Genomic DNA, 19245 nt, shown 5'->3' on the forward strand with positions numbered 1-19245 from the left:
GTTCTCTCTTTCAAGCGAGATAATGTGAATTATTCCCTGCAATGCAAACGAGCCTGTCTCTGTCTGATTTTGATTCTGTTCAGTTTCAGCGGGCTGACTTCAGCCCATGCGCTGGAACTGACGCTCGATCCACCCGGAGATCGTGAATTCGTTCGCGATCTCGCAGGTATGCTGGACGAAAAGACCACCAAGCAGATCAAAGAGATCTGCGACAAGCTGCTCACCGACAAAGCCACGCCGATCATTGTGGTCACCATCGACTCGATGGCCCAATACGGCGGCGCCGACATGCGAATTGAAACCTTCGCCACGCTTCTGTTCAATCAGTGGCAAATCGGTCATGCCAAACTGGGTGACCAGGACTGGAACACCGGGATCTTGCTCCTGGTCTCTAAAGATGACCGTAAAGCCCGGATCGAACTCGGTGCTGGCTGGGGTCATCGCGAAGATAAACTCTGCCGACAGATTATGGACGATTATATCATCGCCAACTTCAAGCAGGGAAAGTTCGACGCAGGCATCCTGGCCGGAGTCGAAGCGCTGGATAAGATGGCGCGCAAGCTGGAACTGCCCACGAAACCAGTTTCTCCCTGGACTTATGTCATTATCGCGGTCGCCATCGGGCTGGTCATTTTCACGGTCGTCTCACTCATCCGTCGCGGCTCCAGTGGCTGGGCCTGGTTGTTCTGGGGTGTCGTCTTCGCCGTCATAGGCACGATCCTGTATCAAATGTTAAATAACCGCGGCGGTGGCGGTGGTGGCTTTAGTGGCGGCTCATTTGGAGGTGGCTTCTCCGGAGGCGGCGGGGCATCCGGTTCCTGGTAACCAGCCTCCCCCTCTCACACAAGTTCGAAAGTAACAACTCATGCAGAGCGCATTTACTTATTTAACCGAAGACCAACAGAAACAGGTCGAACAGGCGGTCGTCGAAGCCGAAAAACAGACGTCCTGCGAAATCGTACCTGTGCTGGCGACCTCTTCAGGCCGTTATGACCGCCCCGAAGATATCGTCGGCCTCTGGCTCACGGTCATCACGGCACTCACTCTCTGGTTCCTGTTCCCCCGAACGACCGGACAGACAGGAGACTGGGGCGGCATGCCCGTTGTCATCGAACTGGTCCTGGCCGCGCTGTTATTGGTCATCGCCTTCATCATCGGTGCTGTCGCCGGCAGTCGCATTGGCTGGCTCAGACGCCTCTTCACACCCCGCCAGCAAATGCAGGATGAAGTCGCCGCCCGGGCACGCGAAATCTTCTTTGACAAACGCGTCCACCATACCGAAGGCGGAACCGGCATCCTGATCTACATCTCCCTCTTCGAGCACATGGCCGTCGCTCTGGCTGATCAGGCGGTCATCGACAAGCTCGGCCAAACCTTCATCGACCAGCTCTGCCAGAAACTGACGGAAGGTCTGCATTCCGGCGATGCCACTACAGCGATCTGCAACGTCATCCAGGAAATCGGAACGCAGGCATCCACACCACTGCCCCGCGCAGAAGATGATCAGAATGAACTGCAGGATCTGCTGGTCTTAATTGACTAATCTGTCAGGTTGATTGTTGTCTTGATAGCAACTTTCGGTTCGAGAATGCACGCCACCTCAATCAGTGAGAACACGCCAGGTCGGAAGTTGAAAACCGGTAGCAGACTGCTCTGATTTGACTGGTTCGACCATTCGAATCTGCTCCAAATCTTTAATATCAATATGGTGCATATAGTATGTCGGGGAAGCATAAATAGCCTGATACGTTACGCTGAGACGCCCCTCAATCTCGATTTCCTTGCCTTGAAAGTGCCGTTTGAGATCGAAAATCCCAAGACGCTTGAACGCCTTTTCTGCCTGCGGCGTAATCGCGATAGAAAATTCCGCATCCGCACTGTCGCCGGAATCAGGATGGAGCATGATTTGCCGATACGTTTGCTGATCCACATTCGTAACAGTCTGTTCATCAATTAAACCAACTGTAAAACGAACCACCAGCGGACCTTGTTTTCCACTGAGTATGTTATCATAAAGCGCAGCATGGTCCGCGATAATTTCCGTGGGAGTCAATGTTGTAATCGGCGAGGATTGAACTGTTCCCAATATGCCCGCGACAAACAATACAGGAATCACCATTGCACTTCTCCTCAAGGTTTGAAGGGATCGCTGACACTTCAGGCCCCTTATGAGACAGGTCATCTCCAGCACGAACTGGTAAATTATCTTACAGCCGGATCAGCAATACAAGCTCTCTTTTCGATCCCCTTTGTCGTTGACCGCTCAAAACAGAAACGCCCCTCTAAAAGAGTCCTCCCTATTCTCAATTTATTTATGAAAAGTTTGTTAATCAATTCATGCGTGAAATCTTTTTTTCGTAGTGCCTCTTGCCTGATTTATTCACAGATATTTCTCGCCTTGTCTATTCACTTCACCTGTCTTGACGCAAAAGCATGCAGAATCTTCACTAAAAGCACGCTTCATTGTGTCGTATCGACGCCTATCGACCACACTTCGCGCCACGTTCAAACCCGATCCCCCCTTTTCAAAGCATCTCGCGCCTTGATGAGAGCACTTCGAAAACAGGGAACATTCAGCACAACTCCCCTTTATTCAGCAGCATTTCATCACTAGTTCTCTCTCTTCACACCACATGTCTGCCAAAGAAAAGCATGTCGTTTCAGATTGTCACTACTGTCGACATTCGCACTCATTTGGTATAATGAACAGACAGACGTAGTACGAACTCAGCACTGATCATAATCAGGCTGTTTAAAGCGAGCATCGTTTCCACTTTGAATAAAGGAAGACATCATGACCGACCGAAACCGACTGGATGAACTGATCAGCGCCCTGGAACAACAGCGCGATGAAATTGCTTTAAAAATTCATCTCGGCAAACAGGAAGCCAAAGACGAATGGGAAAAGGTCACCGACAAGCTGAATCAACTGCAGGATGACTACAAACCGGTGAAAGACGCCATGAAAGAATCAGCCAGCGGCGTGGTCGATTCACTGTTCAATGTCGGCAAAGAAATCCAGGAGAGTTTTCAGCGCATTCGTAAATCACTCTGATAATCACTGATGGAATTCCTGATAGAGCACAGAAACGTTACTCAGTAAGCATTTGATTTATGGAAGTCTCAGTCACGCAAACGCTGATTATCAGTATTCTCGTGCTCTATGTCGGATCGTTCCTCATAGACCATCTTCGCTGGTTGAGTAAATACAACATCCCCTCAGCCGTGGTAGGCGGCATCCTCTGCAGCCTGATCGTGGCAATTTACTACACCGCAACCGGCCGGGAAATCACGTTTGACCTCGCGTTGCGCGATCTACTGTTGCTCGTCTTCTTCAGCACCATCGGCTTATCAGCAAAGCTCCGCACCTTAGCGGACGGCGGCATCGCACTGGGCAAGATGCTGCTCATTTCCATCCTGTTTCTCGTTTTGCAAAATGTTGCCGGCATCGGCGTTGCTGCTCTGTTTGGTTTCAATTCGGGTTATGGCCTGATGGCAGGAAGTATTTCCTTCGCCGGAGGCTTCGGCACGGCAATCAGCTGGGGAGAAGTCGCCCGGGAAGCCGGTCTCCACGGTGCAACGGAAGCGGGAATCGCCTGCGCCACCTTCGGCCTGATCGCCGGCGGGTTAATTGGTGGCCCGCTCGCTGAGTACTTGATTCAAAAAAACAGGCTCAATGGAGAAATCGAGCCGGAAAGCCCGGAAAACGAGACCGAATCGGGCACCAGTTCGATCCCCGTCACCATCGAAGGCATGCTCGGCACCATTCTGGCTTTGGCGATTTGTGTTTCTGCCGGCGATGTCGTCAATCAATGGTTACATACCAAAGGACTCGGATTACCCGGCTTTCTCACCGCACTGTTTGTAGGAATTGTGTTAACCAACACTCTGGACCTCTTTCAGAAAGAACTCCATTCTAACGCCATCCGACTCTGCGGAGATATCTCACTGGAACTGTTTCTCAGTATGAGTCTGATGAGCATGCAGCTCTGGACGCTGGCTTCCAGTGTCGGCCCGTTGTTGACCGTCGTCGTGGCCCAGATCCTCGTGATGGCACTCATTGCGTACCACATCGTGTTTCGCTTTATGGGAAGAAATTATGACGCGGCAGTCATGTCGGGTGGCTTTATCGGCCTCGGATTAGGTGCCACGCCGGTCGCGATGGCAAACATGAACGCGCTCGTGAAAAAGTATGGCGCCTCCCCCCAGGCATTTCTGGTGATCCCCTTAATGGGGGCCTTCTTTATTGATATCGCCAATGCCATGATCCTGCGTCTGTTTTTATCACTGCATATTTATTAAGTGGCTTCTCCGTAAAAGCACCGAGCCACTACTCGTTGCCCTGCGACTTCAACCAGATCGAATTCAATCGTAACCCCGGAATACCGCCGTCGTTGGCAGCTTGAACGGTGAGCGTCTGCTGGCCCGCTTTCAGTTCCAGTGTTCCCACTGTCTGTTTGAGAAATACATTTCGACTTGTGCTCATCGGGAGCTCACAGTTGAGCTTCGTCTTACCGACCAATATTTCAAGCGATCCCGCAGCAGGAGAGGCATCTCGATACCCATAGCTCAACTCCACCGCATATCGGCCCGGCTTCAGCACATCCAGTTGCCAGCTCGCTGTGCCCGCGTTCGATTTCCAACCGTCGATCGTATCCCAGTCGTAGCCGTCAAATGAATATTCGAGCCCTTCCCCTTTCAGAATCGCCCAGCTCGGCTGCAGTTCCACGACTGGTTCCTCGGAATCGCCGACCGGAATCGCTGCTGGCTGATACACTTGCCCTTCGGTCACGTCATCAAACCAACGCAAGAATTCGTTCCGCAGCCGCGATGCCACTTCCGGATATTGACGCGAGACATCTTTCGTCTCTCCCGGGTCCGCCTGCAGATCATACAACTTCCCCGCCGGCTCCTGCTGTCCCTGTTTTCCTTGCGGATCATGGCCCACCAGTTTGAACCGTTCGCCATGAATCGACCAGCGGTGCCACGGGTTCGGTGTATAACGATCCCACGTATGATACAGATATTCGTGCGGCGATTTTCCCGTCCCCTGTTCCATCAAGGGCAGGATCGATTTTCCATCCAGCTTGATTCCCTGGGGAACGGGCACTCCCGCCAGTTGACAGAACGTCGGAAACAGGTCAGTCTGCGCCACCATCGCATCGGTCTTTTTCCCTGCCGGGAAGTGGCCCGGCCAACGCACCACAAACGGTACGCGGGTCCCGCCTTCGTAGGCACTTGCTTTGCCCCCTTTGAGGCCTGCTTTAAACGCCCGGCTCACGCCGCCATTGTCGCTCGTAAAAATCACCACTGTCTCATCTTCCAGCCCCAGCTGCTTTACCGACTGCAATAACCGGTTCAGATTCTGATCGATGCGTTCGACCATCGCATAAATCCGCGCTTCGCGGAGCGGCAGCCCTTTCGCCAGATATTTTTCAATCAGCTTATCCCCTTCCGGCTGTCCGAAATGCGAGGTATCCAATAGAAAAGGCGAATGGGGTGCGTTGTAGGCAATGTAACAGAAGAACGGTTTGTTTTTGTACTCGGTAATGAAATCGATGGCCGCATTAGTAAACAGATCAGTGACATAACCGCGGGTTTCGACCGGCTGCCCGTTCACAACCACCTGATCCGGGTTCGTATAACGCTCAATGTGCCCATGATAATGACCAAAGAAATGATCGAAGCCCCGCCGGTGCGGCTGATATTGCGCATAGCGTCCCAAGTGCCATTTCCCAAACAGTCCCGTCTTGTAACCGGCTGACTGCAAGACTTGGGCGATCGTCGTCTCATCCTGTCCCAGCGTGTCGCCGCCAAACCGGGTGTTATACAGGCCCGTCCGCAGATAATGCCGCCCCGTCATCAGCCCGGCCCGCGTCGGCGCACAAACCATATTCGCATAGAACCGCGTAAACGTGACTCCTTCCGCCGCCATCCGGTCAATCGTCGGCGTTTCAATGAGTTTGTTGCCGGAAATGCCCGTATCCCAATACCCCTGATCGTCGGTCATCACCAGAATGATATTCGGCTGCCGTTGTTTTCCCTTCGCTTGCAGAGACTCAATCTGCAGATGACTCACGAAACAGCAGACGAGAAAAATCATCAAAGTCAGAATACTACGTCGCGCGTTCATAAGTTAGATTATCCTTAGTTGAGTCATTCTCATCGATTTACAAAACAGATCGCGAAATCAATTCTCGAACCCGCATGTCTTAAGAAATCCGCAGATAAATTAAGACACCACCAACAAGGGCATGAAAAAATAGAACGAGCCCGACACACCAGGCCTTGCCCTTAAATTGTTCAGGCCAGAAAAATACGATTGCAGCTAATAAAGCCCAGGTAAATAATAACGCTTCCCACTGCATCCCGATCGCGTAAGGAGAAAACAGAAACGTAATCATCATCAGCAATAAATAAGGCAATTCATTGACTTGTACTCCCCTAAAGAAAAAAGTGAAGAGAGTAAAACAGAAATAGGGTAACAAAACGGCGATCGCAAATAGTGACAGTAATGTGACCGTCTGTGAGTACCGATTTTGATACTTGACGGTGTCGGTTTCGATGAACAGATTCTCGGACATGAGTCTTGGCTCCTTTCCGAGATCATACCCGCTCAATAAACTGATCACCAGTCCCCCTGAATCCTCTACCTGAATCACGCCTGTTTCAGACACTTTTCCAGATACGCCCGCGACCGATTGATCTCGGCGGTGACCTGCTCGGCAGTCGGCAGAATCGGAATGCCGCGTGGCACCGGATGCATGAAGATTTCCGTCCGTCCCTGATAGTTGATTTTCTTCAGCGCCGCTAAGAGCGGCACAAAATTCATATCGCCGCGGCCCGGTAGCTGTAACAGTTCCTGTTCCTTAGGCAATTTTTTCATGCAGCCCATACCATGTTGCCAACCCTGAAAATGCACCAGCCGCTCATCCAAGTCCGTAATCAGTTTCCCGATCATCTCCGGGTCCTGCTCCAGGTGATAGGGAGCCAACGCGATCCCGAAGTTCTTTGCCGGCAGTGCGTCCATCAGCCAGCGTTGGGTATCCGGATCGTTAATCAAGCCGCCGCCGTGATTTTCCAGACCAATGATCACGCCCTTCTCAGCCGCCGCATCCACGTGCGGCTTCAATTTTTCTGCGAATTTCTTGATCCCCGCCTTCAATTCGGCCCCCTTCAGTCCTTTCGGGCCGCCGCTGTTGCAGATCACCATGTCGCCGCCCAGTTGCCTGACCAGATCCATCTCCCCCTGCATGTTAAACAAGCCGTACTTGAAACAGGTGAAGCTGCCCAGCTTGACGTTGTGCTTGTCAAACAGCTGTTTTGTTTTTTCGACGCCCAGTTCGTCGATCTGCTCCCGCTGATTGCCGTGCCGCTCGGCCCAGATCTCCAGATACGCTGCACCGGTCTTGGGGACTTCCTGTAGAATCGTCTCCAGCGGCAGCTTCCCGTACATGCAAGACGCGACGATGTAATTCAGTTGAAACGGCTTGGCAGAACCGTCTGTCCCTGCCGCCAGAACGTTGCCGAGTAATCCGGCCGAGCAGGCGCTGCCTAAAAGCTGTTTATTGAAGTCACGACGATTGATTCGGTTGAGCATGGGTTTATCTCTCTCAAGTAGTTTGTCAGGATCTGGAATTAAGAAACGACCTTGTCCCCGTCTTTGAGAAACGGAACAGCCAGATGTTTGGGCTGCCCGGTTTCCGGGTCGATGATCGGCGCGGGCGAGTACTGTGTCACGTAGGCCCGTCTCATTTTGTCCGTTGTATTCGCACCGCTGCGGTGAAAGGTCAGCGAACTGAAGACCGCCAGACTGCCGGCCGGCACGACCGCGGTCACCCCCGGCTCTTTACCGAAGTAACCGGTCTTGTCCCCCGTTTCCGGGTCCTGAATGTGTTCCACCAGCGATTTCACGCCGATGGTCGAATAAGGGAGTACATCGACGGTACCATTCTCAACCGTCATATCATCCACGGCCGCCCAGCAGGTCACATACGGTCGATGTCGAAACCCGAGATAACCCGAATCCTGATGCCAGGAAAACTTAATCCCCTTCTCCGCTGCCTTGACGACATATTGATCGTAAAACAGATAGGCGTTCTCGCCGATCGTTGTTTTACAGATCTCTGCCATCAGATCGCCGAACACATACTCTTCCAAACGGGGCGCCTGATCGTATTTCTTGGCGATGTGATACCGCTTGCCGCGATGGCTGATATGAATATGATCGGTTCCCAGACGGTCCATTTCCTGATGCATCAGATCAATCAGATGCGCACAGGCATCGCGAATGATCTGCAGGTGTTCGTCCGAAATCACCTTTTCCAGAATGAAATAACCTTCTTCCTGAAACTGTTTTTTATGAGCTTCGGTAATGATGCCCGTTGAGACTGTCATTGTTTCTCCTTTACCGTGATCGAAATTCACCGCGGCCGGTAGACTGTATCCAGTTTTAATGAAGCGTCTCCAAGGCCATTTGAACCGAGTATATTCTGAAACACGCTATAGTAAAATGTGATGCGATCTGGCGTTTCTTAATTCGAACTGTCGTTAACGATGACGTATAACCGGGGCTAACGCCCTGCGGCTAATTTGGCTTTGTCTGTTGTCGAAGTCCTGAAAGTAAAGGTAACAGCACACCATCGGACATAGAGAATTTTTAGATGGCTAACACCGTACACCTCAAAATCAGGATCAGAACTATTATAAAAATGCTACCAACACCGTGCGGCTGATCCGGTTTCTGGTAACTTTCCAACCGGAATAACCTATTAGCCGAAGGGTGTTAGCCCCGGTTCCTCCCATTTGCACAGACGATTTTGAATCAAGAATCGCTGCTTAACTGTCTTTGATCTCGTAACCGGCCCGCTGTTCGCGTTTGAGCCAGGTATTCGCTTCGTCGTCGCCGACAAACTGTTCCTGCTGCGGGTCCCAGGTCAGTTTTCGTCCCAGGCGTTGTGAGATATTGCCGATATGACACACACTCACCGAGCGATGCTGATTCTCGACGCTGGAGATCGGCGTTTCCCGCGTTTCAATACAGTCGAAGAAGTTCCCCATGTGATTCACAATCGCATCCAGCTTGCCCATCCGAGGGGGACGTGAAAGATTATCATGAGCATAAACGTTGAACTTCTCGCGCGGCAGCGGATTCTTCGCCAGCTCTTCCACTGGTTTCCCGGCGATGGTTCCGCGGTTCACGAACATGCGTCCCTGATCGCCCTCAAACATCACACCGGTGCGCCCCGTGTCGTTGACTTCCAGAATGACGCCGTTTGCATAGCGGGCCCTCAAGTGATAATCGAGGGCTACGTTAAAACCGTTCTCTACATTTGGAAACGTCGCTGTCCCTTCGATGTCGACCGGACCGGAATCCTGCATGCCGGCCCCCCACTGTGCGATATCAATGTGATGTGCGCCCCAGTCAGTCATCTGGCCGCCCGAATATTCATACCACCAGCGGAACGTATAATGGCAGCGTTCCTTGATGTAAGGCACATCGGGCGTCTGCCCCTGCCACAGATCCCAATTCAGAACCGATGGCACAGGCTCAGTCTTAAACGGTCCGCCGGTCTTGTTTTTGCTCAGCGTCACGGTCACTTTTTTCAAGTTCCCGATTCGTCCGTCATGCACCATTTCCACGGCTTGACGAAAACGATGATCGCTCCGCTGCCAGGTTCCCACCTGCACAACCGCTTTGGTTTCCTTGACGACTTTATTGAGAATCTTGCCTTCATCCACGGTCAGCGTCAGCGGCTTTTCACAGTAGACGTCTTTGCCGGCCCGACAGGCGTCGATCAGCATTTTGGTATGCCAGTGATCGGGGGCACCAATCGTCACGACATCAATGTCCGCCTTCTCCAGCATTTCGCGATAGTCTTCAAACAGCGTTGCTTTGCCGCCAAACTGCTTGCGGGCTTTCTCGGCAATCTCGCGATCGACGTCGGCAATCGCCACGATGTCGCCATACTCTTGTGCCTTGTCGGCGATCACCGATCCCTGATACCGCATGCCGATCGAACCGATTTTTAAGCGTTCGTTCGGATTGCGCGACTTCTCAGCGGCCCGCGCCGTATTCACAAAAACGCCCGGCGCAATACAGGCCAAAGGCAACCCGGCTACTGCTGTTTTAACAAACGTTCGACGAGATAGTTTCTGTGACGACATCGCTCTCTCCTGTTTATGACTTTTTGAATTCAAAACAATTTTCTAAAACTGGTCGCGTGCTTCATCCAGCATCTTCATCCACGGACCGATATATTGACCATGATCGTGATAGGTACGACCGCTGACCATGTTCCCATCAATCACGCAGGGTTCATTCACAAAGATCCCGCCGCAGACTTCCAGGTCAAACTGGCACTTCGGCACAGTCGCCATCCGGCGGCCCTTCACACAACCAGCACGGGCTGGAATTTCTACGCCGTGACAGACGGAAGCAACGGGTTTATTTTTTTCGAAGAAATGCTGGGTGACCCGGATCAGGTCTGCATCATCGCGAATATATTCCGGTGCACGGCCGCCGCTGAAGAAGATTCCCAGGTATTCTTCCTCGTTGATATCCTTAAATGCGATATCCGCCTGAATCGTATAGCCTTCCCACTCTTTGGTGATCGTCCAGCCCGGTTTCACTTCATGCAGCACCATCTGGTACAGACGCTTTTCCGGAGCCGCCACAACCGGTTCGTAGCCCCCTTCGATCAAACGATAATAGGGGTAAAGTGTGTCTACAGTTTCAGTTGCATCGCCAACGATGATTAACACCTTGTTCATTCAAACCATTCCTTCTACGTTAATTTCAAAGCATTGAACGGGATTCCATTCTACAAGCGAATCCAGCCCGGTCATTACGGATTTCCATAAACATTATCATGTTTTGCGTACATTTTCAGCGTCAACCGAACGCAATAACACACAATTCGCGAACTCCCTTCGTGTGCGTGAACATCATGCGTCTTCACGAATGCATCTGGTCAACCGGAAATCCCGGGCCAGAAAGACTCCTGGAGCGTTCGATCAAAGGCAGGAATTTCGGCACGATTCCTGCCCGATCGAAATATCTCAAATATCAGTCGCCGTACCTCATTTGATTAACTGATACCCCGTGCGCGATGTCCGGTACTTGATCTCATGCGCGCTCTTAAGTCCACGGCTCTTTCCGTCACCGGTCATCGTTCCGTTTTCGCAACAAGCGACAACTTTCAACACCCCTTTCGCCTGCACGCCGAGCGGCTCGCTAATCGTGATCTCGAAAGTCCCATCTTTCTTGACACGGGCCACGTATGGTTTTTGGAAATATTGGGTTTGCACGTCAGGTGCCGTGTCGTAAACAATAATGCTATGCGCCGGGACATTCGACGTAATACGTCCGGTCAGATGTGCTACTCGTTTCTGGCGATCATTCTTAACGACGATGTCATGCCATTTGACCTTGGGAATCATATAGCGACGCTGTGCTGTCCCCGTAAATAACGGATGCTTCCACAGAATCGCTGCTGAAGCTTCCGTAACATAACCCCGCTCTTCCTTATTTTTCATCACTCTGCGATAGTTGGCGATGGTCGCCCCCATTAAAGGCATCCCTAGATCGCGTTTTATGAGTGGGCCATTGTGCGGAAGCCCGAGTGCATGCCCGAATTCGTGGATGGTGCCCTTCAAAGTCAATTCTTTCAGAAACGGTTTCGCCAACTTGTCCTCCAGGGATATTTCACCGGGCAGATTCGTATAGTTGACCTGTGACAACCCTCCCGCTGCCGCGCTACCCGAACCCAGATAACTGCTGTACTTCAATGGAGGATCACCCACATAAACCCAGACCCACCAGACGTCTAATGTTTTGGGAAGTTTGAATTTCTCCATTGCCAGCAGCTTACCTTTTCGCGACAGGTTTCCGTCCTTCAATGGAAATTTTCCACTCGCGAGAGTCTCAGGCGATTTGACGAATAAAATCTTCACGCTGCCATCGGTGTTTCGCTGGAAGATTTGCTCACGTTTTGGCGGGTAGTCCCATACTTTCATCCACTTCACCAACATTGCTTCCGTATAGTCAGCCACCTGTGTCAATCGCCTGGAGACACCAGCCGGAGCATCGACGTCAGCCGGGGTTAAGAAGACAATCTGAACCTTGGGCATTTTTGGCTGGCCAAAGGCCGAAATGGGGAAAGAAAGTAATAGAACAGAGAACAAGAGATAGCGCATCGCTCTTTGCCTTCGGAACAGAATGAGGATCACACCTGACGAAGCAACTGTCCATTCATGTTAGCCGATGACACCAACGTAGCAAGGACAAAATCCCCCCGGAGACGTTTTCAGACCTTTCTAAAACGCCCCCAATTTGGGGACACCGCATGAGTGTGTGGAAGCCAGACAGATGCGCACTTTTGAAACAATTCTGCGGCTAATGCATTTTCGCCCGATAGACGCCTGGCGTCTCGCCGATTTTTTCTTTGAACGTCGTACTGAAATGCTGCGCGTGGCGAAAGCCGACCTTCTGAGAGATTTGTGCCAGAGACAGATCGGTGGACGCCAACAGCTCCTTGGCCCGCTCCAACTGCGTGCGGATGATCTCCGCTTTAGGAGAGCGACCGATGGCCGCTTTCATCTGCCGCTCGAGTGCCGTCCGCGATAACGGTACCGCATTCAGAATATCGGCCACCTGAATTCCCTGGCAGGCATTTTCGCGAATGAACCGCAGGGCCAGCGCCAACTCGGGATGATCCACGGCGACTACATCCGAGGATTGGCGCGTCACAATCCCCAAAGGATTAATCAGATAGGGTTCTTCGGGCGCCGGCTCTCCTTTCATCAGTCGGCTGAGCAGCGCTGCCGCCTCGTAACCAATGCGTGTTGAGTTGAACGCCACACTCGATAACGGCGGCCGCGCCATCATGCACAGGATCTCATCATTCTCCACCCCCACCACGGCCACTTCATCGGGTACGGAAATCCCCGCCCGCTCGCAGGCATCCAGCAGCCAGAACCCTAATTGATCGGTGCACGCCATGATCCCTACCGGCTTGGGGAGCCCCCGCACCCAGTTCGCCATCTGCTCCTGATGTTTCTCCCATTCACGAGGGGCTTCCGAATCTTCCGACGCCGAAAAGACGCTGACTTCATAGCCAGCGTTCTGAATTGTCTGCACGTAATTATCGCGGCGTTCTTCAAAATAGACTTCGATTCCGATTTCATACACGCCAAAGTGACGAATGCCCCGTTCCAGAAAATGCTCGGCCACCATCCGGCCCATGGCCCGGTTATCGATTCCCAGAAACGGAAAATCATGCTTGAGCTTCGTCGAGCGCAATTCGACCGTGGGAATTCCCGAAGCCGCGATCGCATCGGCCACTTCCTGGCTGATCGTACGACTCAGAATCCCATCCCCTTTCCAGCGGGAAATCCAGTCGGGAATCTGCGAGTCCAGCGAACGCGGCATCATGAACACAGACCATTCCTCATTCTCTGCGATGAACTGGCGAATGCCATTCAGCAACCCCCGTCCATGAGAACGCGACGTTTCGATGAACAGGGCAACGTGGGGAATGGACGAACGGGGCATGGAAGAAACCAATGTGAATTCAGCAACAGTAAAGCGGCAGTTTCCGCTATTTTCAATTATTCTTTTACCGCAAGTCTGTTTTCTGTTCAATCATGATCGAAACCGATCTCATGAGTTCGTACAATACACGACAACACTCGCTCACTCTACCGCTTTGATAAGAATAGACTATGAAAGGCTTTCGTGGATTACTTGATTAAACAGGCGTTACCGGAAGATTTTCTGGCAGTCGCGGCGCTGGACCGCACCGCCTGGCCTGAAGAACCAGACACCTTCATCCCCGACGGCGAACACGCCTGGCGGCTCTGGTGTGAATATGCAACCGTCTTAATCGCTGATGTAACCGACGAAAGTCAGAACCAAACAGTCGCGGGGGCACTATTGATGTTTCCCACGAATACAGGGGAAACCTTCCTGCATAAGATCATGGTGCACCCTGATTTTCGCGGCCAGGGAATCGGATCGGCGTTGATGAAACAGGCGCTGCAAAATGCAGATCAGGTAGTCCTGCTCACGGTGAACCCGGATAACAAACCGGCGGTCCGGCTGTATGAAAGTTTTGGCTTTCAGGTCAGAACCCGGATTGACGGCTACTATCGCCCGCACGAACATCGACTCTTAATGGAATTTCAACCCACACCATAAACTTTCGCAGAGGAATACGCGATGCAACAATCAGAGCGGGTTTTAATCCTGGGTGCCGGCATCAACGGCGTCGCCATTGCACGCGAATTACTTTTGAATAACATTCCCGTCTGCATCATCGATCAGGGTGACCTCTCACAAGGCGCCACGTCTAAATCCTCGCGGCTGATTCACGGCGGCTTGCGCTATCTGGAATACGGCGACTTTTCGCTTGTCAAAGAGTCGGTCCATGAACGGGGCATTCTATTAAATTTGGCACCCCACTTCGTGAAACCGCTTCGCTTTGCGATTCCGCTGGCGCACCGGGCTTCTGGTGTCACTTCGTCCGGGCTCCGGTTTCTGAGTGGCTTCCGTGTGCCGGGAACGCACTGGCTCTCCACCCGTTTCTCTTTCTCCTCGGAACGTGGCTTGTATCTGGTCGACATGGGGCTGACGCTTTACGACTGGTTCGCATCCAAAGGAAATCTTCCCCGCCATTCGGTGCATAATGTCGGTGATGCCGACCTGCCCCAGATCAATGCTGACAAGTTTCGCTGGATGGCCTGCTACTCGGACGCGCAGATGCGGTTTCCTGAACGCTTCGTGGTCGCACTGCTGCACGACTGCCAGAAAATCGCCAACGAAAAACAACTCTCCTTTGACTTTTTGACGTATCAGCAACTCAAACTCAACGGGCGAACGGCCCAAATTTCCTCGATCCACAATCCCGATCAGATTCAGGAAGAATTCGAGCCAACCGTGATCATCAACGCTTCCGGCGCCTGTGGCGATTTAACGCTCCAGCAGGCTGAGGTCCCCTCGGAGCGTCTCATGGGCGGCACCAAAGGCAGCCATATTATCACATTCAATCAAAAGCTCCGCGAAGCGCTCGGCACCAAGGCAATCTACTCCGAAGCCAGCGACGGCAGACTCGTGTTTATTCTTCCCTTTGAAAACAGTACGCTGATCGGCACCACCGATGTCCGAGTCGACGGGAATCCGCTCGACGTCACAGCAACGCCCGATGAACTCGAATATCTGGTCGGCATGGCCAACATGGTCTTCCCGCAAGTGGGGCTGACGACTGACGATATCAATATGCACTACAGCGGCGTGCGCCCTTTACCCTATCAGCCGAAGGGCAAAGCCGCCTCGATCTCCCGCGATCATTCCCTCAAGGAATATGAGGGTCCTTCCGGCTGGATCGTGACCCTCGTCGGCGGGAAACTCACCTCGTGGCGTGCCTTTGCAGAAAAAGTAACCGACCGCATTCTGAAGAAACTCGGCAAAAGTTATTTCACGGAATCGAAAACCCGCTTGATCCCCGGTGCCGAAGGATACCCGCAAACGGAAGATATTCTGAAAGCAGAACAGGACCGACTCTGCCAGAAATATCAACTTTCTCAAGAGAGCATTCAGACACTGTGGCACCTGCAGGGAACACAGATCGAAGAGATTCTGGATGCGTTGCCCGAACTCTCAACCGATTTGATCGCAGGGACGTCAATTCCCCGCCCGTATGTGCTTTGGACGATCCAGCATGAATGGGCTGAAACGCTGGGTGATCTGGTCGAACGCCGCCTGATGCTGGTTTTTGATGAGAGACTGCAAGTAGCCACGCTCAACGATTTGGCCGACTGCCTCGTCGAATCCGGCAAGCTCACTACCGAACAGATCCCTACCTTGATTGAAGAATATAAACAGCATCTGGCGAAGTTTTATGGGAAAGCCGTGAGTTAACCGTCGACTGGTCTTCGCTTTTTTTAATTACATCAAAAGGGATTCTGATCAATGGCAATTCCCCAAATTTGAACGGTCCTTACCTAAGACGTCCAACCGGGGCTAACGCCCTGCGACTAATGGGTCTTCACTTCGCGGACAATGCGAAACGCGCCGCGTGAGGGAGAATTCGGAGCACCATGCCCGCGGACATAGGAATTCAACTGGTCTGCCCCTTGTTGAAATCCGCCGCCGCGACGCACGCGTTCGCTCCCCTGCTCAGGGCCAGTCGGGTTTTCTGACGGTGACTGCGAATAATAATTCTCAGCGTAGAAATCCTGGCACCATTCCCATTCGTTGCCATATAAATCGTACAGTCCGAAAGGATTCGGCTGTTTTTGCTTCGCTGGGTAAACCCGTCCTTGTGAGTTGTTCAAAAACCAGGCATAGTTTTCCAACTCATCCATTTGATTCCCAAAGAACCAGCGTCCCTTGCTTCCCGCGCGACATGCATATTCCCATTCGGCTTCGGTCGGTAGCCGGTATGTGTCACCCGTTTGTTTCGAGAGCCAGTCGCAGAACGCCACCGCATCGTTCCAACTGATATTCACCGCCGGTGCCTGGTCGCGAACGGGCAGGTCTCCCAACTGATTCCAGAAGTAAGAACCGGATCTGCCCCAACTTCCGCCTGTCATTCCGAATCCGCCACTGCGTTCAGCGTCTGTTTGATACTGCGTCTGTTCCACAAATTGGCGGAATTGTTCGTTCGTGATTTCGGTAACGCCCATATAAAATGGCTGTGTGAGTTTCACCGGATGCGCGGGGGCATCGGAAGCAGCTCCTGCGCTGGCACTGTCTCCCATCATAAACGTTCCCGGCGGAATCAGCTGCAATTCCAGCTCAGGTCCCTTGCCTTGTGTGCCAAGCGCCACATTCGCGCTGACAGGGAGGTTCGCTATTTGCGCGTACTCTGCCTGGTCAGTATTGGTATCCCCTGAACCAGACTGACCAGCGTCTGAAATTAGATTTCGCTCCCCCGTGCCTGAATCCGACTGGAAGGGATTCCAGAATACGACGCCTGCCAGAACAAGGGCTGCCACAACAACGCCTCCCCACACTAGCCCCTGCTGGTTGGAAGAACGAGTTTTAGATTTCTCCTCTGGAGTAGTTGCAGCCGCCACAGTGAAACCAGCTTCAACCGGCTGCACTTCTGTGGGCGCACTCGCCCAGTTCTCTTCAGTCGGCTTACCGGGGGATGTTTCTCTCACCGGCAATGAAAACGTCTGATCGTGTAATATTTCAGTATTGAACTGATTCAGATCGCTGATTAATTCACTCGCCGACTGATAACGTTCCTCGGGATCTTTCGCCAGCATCTTTGCAAAAATGGGATCGAAGGTAGCAGGCACTTGGGGCAAGGTTTGGGATAGACTCGGGACTGGCTGTTCCTTGTGCGCCAGAATTCGTTCGACCGTCGTCCCGCCGCCGTACACGGGTTTGGCCGTCAACAGAAAATAGAGCGTACACCCCAGGCTGTAAATATCGGAACGATGGTCGGCCAGCCTGGTATTTCGGGCCTGCTCGGGGGCCATATAGTCGATGGTTCCCATAAAAAATTGACTCGAGGTCAATTCGGTTTGTGAACCTGTGCCTAAAACGTCGTCGGTTTCTTGTAGTCGCGCCAGTCCCATATCCAGAATTTTGAGATCACCCTGATCGTCGACCAGAATATTCGCCGGCTTAATGTCGCGATGGATCACCCCTTTACCGTGTGCATATTCCAATCCCTGCGCTACCTGGAGCACACAATTGACCGCGTCCGGAAAATCGAGCGGACCGGAATCGCGCACCAGCTGTGTCAGACTCTCGCCATCAATATATTCACAGATCAGATAATGCACGCCCTCGTGCTCGCCCGCATCGTAAGCGGTGACAATATTCGGATGCGATAACCGCGCCGCCGTCTGCACTTCGCGTTCAAATCGCTTCAACCGATCGGGAACATGCTCCAAATCAGAACGAATGACTTTCAACGCCACGATGCGTTTCATGCGCTGGTGCATCGCTTTGTAAACCGTCCCCATGCCTCCCGATCCGATCGGCTCCAGAATCAGATAATCGCCGATCAACAGCGGACGGGCTTCTGTCGAAGAGAGCGCGTGGCTCTGATACTCGGTCAGCGTTCCTAACTCAATCAACAGTGCGGCCAACGCGGCTGTGGACTGTGGTCGCTGATCCTCTTCCAGATTCGCGATCAAGTCTGTCAACTCGCGTTCCGCCAGAATACCAACTTCGATCACCCGAGCGCGAAATTGTTCCAGTGAAAAGTCGTCGAACTCATGCGGCCCCTCTTCGGGAGAACCGCCAACCGAAGCAGCCGGATAGGCGGCTCGTGCCGCTCCAATCACTGAAGAGAGCCACTCCTGATCGAGCACGGGGAACTGTTGCAGGTATTCACTCGATCCCGGCGTTTCCCCCTGCTGACAGCGATGCTCCACTTCCAGCGGAATCAACTCTTTGAGGATCACCTCGCGATAATCGACGGCGACATCATCCAGATACGCATTGATCGATGGGAGATCTCCCTGCCTCAGCTCAGATTCATACCGATCGCATAGTTGATTAATTTTCAGCATCAGGTCTGAAGGGAGCTGCTCGAAATCTGTTTCGTTTGGCGATTTCACAAATTGCAATCCTCTTGCCACAGACGGGTAATCAACTGAAGTTTTCGTTCAACGGTTCGGCGAGCACAGCCTAGACTCTGCGCAATTTCAGTTGTAGTTTCCCCTTCCATTTTGGCCAATGCAACCTGTCTTAACGCCGAATCACCGGTTTTATCCAATAAATTGAGCAACCGCTCCAGTTCTTCAGCTAACTGCACAGCAAATTCCGGCGAAGGTTCCTGCTGAATGATCTGTTCAAAGTCAACAGGCATGGACGTTTGCTTTTTACGTTCAGCGTCACTGTCGCTCTTACCGCTGCCTCCCCGTTTTTGTCGATTTTCGCTGCGAATCAAATCGACCGATTTGTGGGAGGTAATCGCCACCAGTAAAGGCCATAAATTTTCGCGGTCGGTAATTTGGGAGAAACGACCATTCTGTGCCCCCATGCAGAAGCTTTTAAACGCACTTAAGGCCACATCTTCTTCATCTGCCATCGCCCGGGGCGCGCCGCGCAATTTCCGCCGCGCGACCTCGACCATTTCCTGAAAATAGGATTCCCAGAGCCGTTGCGCAGCCTGAGCATCACCAGTTTTTAACTGATCAATCCATTGCGTTACCGTCTCTTCAATCAAAGACATTCAACGTGCTTTCCTGAAAGTGATGCCCGTCCGTCTATCTCTCCAT

17 protein-coding genes are annotated in these 19245 nt (G+C 52.4%); 6 read left to right on the forward strand and 11 right to left on the reverse strand.

Annotation, left to right across the window (positions count from 1 at the left end):
* Positions 1–24 precede the first annotated feature (24 nt).
* Both Pan241w_RS16355 and Pan241w_RS16360 read left to right on the forward strand, forming a co-directional pair.
* Entirely contained in the window at positions 25–825 is an 801-nt protein-coding gene (locus tag Pan241w_RS16355) for a TPM domain-containing protein (protein ID WP_145217908.1), read from the forward strand.
* A 40-nt stretch (positions 826–865) separates the two neighbouring features.
* Positions 866–1543 carry a TPM domain-containing protein gene (locus tag Pan241w_RS16360; RefSeq protein WP_145217910.1) on the forward strand — a complete coding sequence of 226 codons (678 nt, stop codon included), beginning with the start codon at positions 866–868 and terminating at the stop codon, positions 1541–1543.
* A 57-nt stretch (positions 1544–1600) separates the two neighbouring features.
* Here the strand turns inward: Pan241w_RS16360 and Pan241w_RS16365 are convergent, their stop codons facing one another.
* Positions 1601–2119, reverse strand: a complete 519-nt coding sequence (locus Pan241w_RS16365) for a hypothetical protein (protein WP_145217912.1) — start codon at positions 2117–2119, stop codon at positions 1601–1603.
* Between the two features lie 675 nt (positions 2120–2794).
* Here Pan241w_RS16365 and Pan241w_RS16370 point away from each other — a divergent pair.
* Both Pan241w_RS16370 and gltS read left to right on the forward strand, forming a co-directional pair.
* Complete coding sequence (locus Pan241w_RS16370; RefSeq protein WP_145217914.1) at positions 2795–3055, forward strand: hypothetical protein; 261 nt, start codon at positions 2795–2797, stop codon at positions 3053–3055.
* Positions 3056–3114: 59 nt separating this feature from the next.
* Positions 3115–4302, forward strand: coding sequence for a sodium/glutamate symporter (gene gltS, locus Pan241w_RS16375; protein ID WP_145217916.1), 1188 nt, complete (start codon positions 3115–3117; stop codon positions 4300–4302).
* 28 nt (positions 4303–4330) lie between these two features.
* Here the strand turns inward: gltS and Pan241w_RS16380 are convergent, their stop codons facing one another.
* The 8 genes from Pan241w_RS16380 to Pan241w_RS16415 all read right to left on the reverse strand — a co-directional run bounded on the left by Pan241w_RS16380 (position 4331) and on the right by Pan241w_RS16415 (position 13555).
* Positions 4331–6133, reverse strand: a complete 1803-nt coding sequence (locus tag Pan241w_RS16380; RefSeq protein WP_145217918.1) for an arylsulfatase — start codon at positions 6131–6133, stop codon at positions 4331–4333.
* Between the two features lie 79 nt (positions 6134–6212).
* On the reverse strand, positions 6213–6584 hold the full coding sequence (locus Pan241w_RS16385; protein WP_145217920.1) for a hypothetical protein: 372 nt from the start codon (positions 6582–6584) through the stop codon (positions 6213–6215).
* A gap of 74 nt (positions 6585–6658) precedes the next feature.
* Positions 6659–7600, reverse strand: a complete 942-nt coding sequence (locus Pan241w_RS16390; protein WP_145217922.1) for a sugar phosphate isomerase/epimerase family protein — start codon at positions 7598–7600, stop codon at positions 6659–6661.
* A gap of 38 nt (positions 7601–7638) precedes the next feature.
* Positions 7639–8397, reverse strand: a complete 759-nt coding sequence (locus Pan241w_RS16395; protein WP_145217924.1) for a phytanoyl-CoA dioxygenase family protein — start codon at positions 8395–8397, stop codon at positions 7639–7641.
* Between the two features lie 441 nt (positions 8398–8838).
* Positions 8839–10167, reverse strand: coding sequence for a Gfo/Idh/MocA family protein (locus tag Pan241w_RS16400; RefSeq protein ID WP_145217926.1), 1329 nt, complete (start codon positions 10165–10167; stop codon positions 8839–8841).
* 42 nt (positions 10168–10209) lie between these two features.
* On the reverse strand, positions 10210–10773 hold the full coding sequence (locus Pan241w_RS16405; RefSeq protein WP_145217928.1) for a DJ-1/PfpI family protein: 564 nt from the start codon (positions 10771–10773) through the stop codon (positions 10210–10212).
* Positions 10774–11082: 309 nt separating this feature from the next.
* Positions 11083–12198, reverse strand: coding sequence for a zinc metalloprotease (locus Pan241w_RS16410; RefSeq protein ID WP_145217930.1), 1116 nt, complete (start codon positions 12196–12198; stop codon positions 11083–11085).
* A 199-nt stretch (positions 12199–12397) separates the two neighbouring features.
* Positions 12398–13555, reverse strand: coding sequence for a XylR family transcriptional regulator (locus Pan241w_RS16415; RefSeq protein ID WP_145217932.1), 1158 nt, complete (start codon positions 13553–13555; stop codon positions 12398–12400).
* Between the two features lie 183 nt (positions 13556–13738).
* Here Pan241w_RS16415 and Pan241w_RS16420 point away from each other — a divergent pair, with 183 nt between their 5' ends.
* Entirely contained in the window at positions 13739–14200 is a 462-nt protein-coding gene (locus Pan241w_RS16420) for a GNAT family N-acetyltransferase (RefSeq protein ID WP_145217934.1), read from the forward strand.
* Between the two features lie 21 nt (positions 14201–14221).
* Positions 14222–15919, forward strand: a complete 1698-nt coding sequence (locus tag Pan241w_RS16425; RefSeq protein WP_145217936.1) for a glycerol-3-phosphate dehydrogenase/oxidase — start codon at positions 14222–14224, stop codon at positions 15917–15919.
* A gap of 116 nt (positions 15920–16035) precedes the next feature.
* Here Pan241w_RS16425 and Pan241w_RS16430 read toward each other — a convergent pair whose 3' ends face one another.
* Complete coding sequence (locus Pan241w_RS16430; RefSeq protein ID WP_145217938.1) at positions 16036–18582, reverse strand: bifunctional serine/threonine-protein kinase/formylglycine-generating enzyme family protein; 2547 nt, start codon at positions 18580–18582, stop codon at positions 16036–16038.
* Positions 18579–19199, reverse strand: coding sequence for a sigma-70 family RNA polymerase sigma factor (locus Pan241w_RS16435; protein ID WP_145217940.1), 621 nt, complete (start codon positions 19197–19199; stop codon positions 18579–18581). The genes Pan241w_RS16430 and Pan241w_RS16435 overlap by 4 nt, the downstream gene beginning before the upstream one ends.
* Positions 19200–19245 lie beyond the last annotated feature (46 nt).

Source organism: Gimesia alba (genome assembly GCF_007744675.1).
Classification (GTDB): Bacteria; Planctomycetota; Planctomycetia; order Planctomycetales; family Planctomycetaceae; genus Gimesia; species Gimesia alba.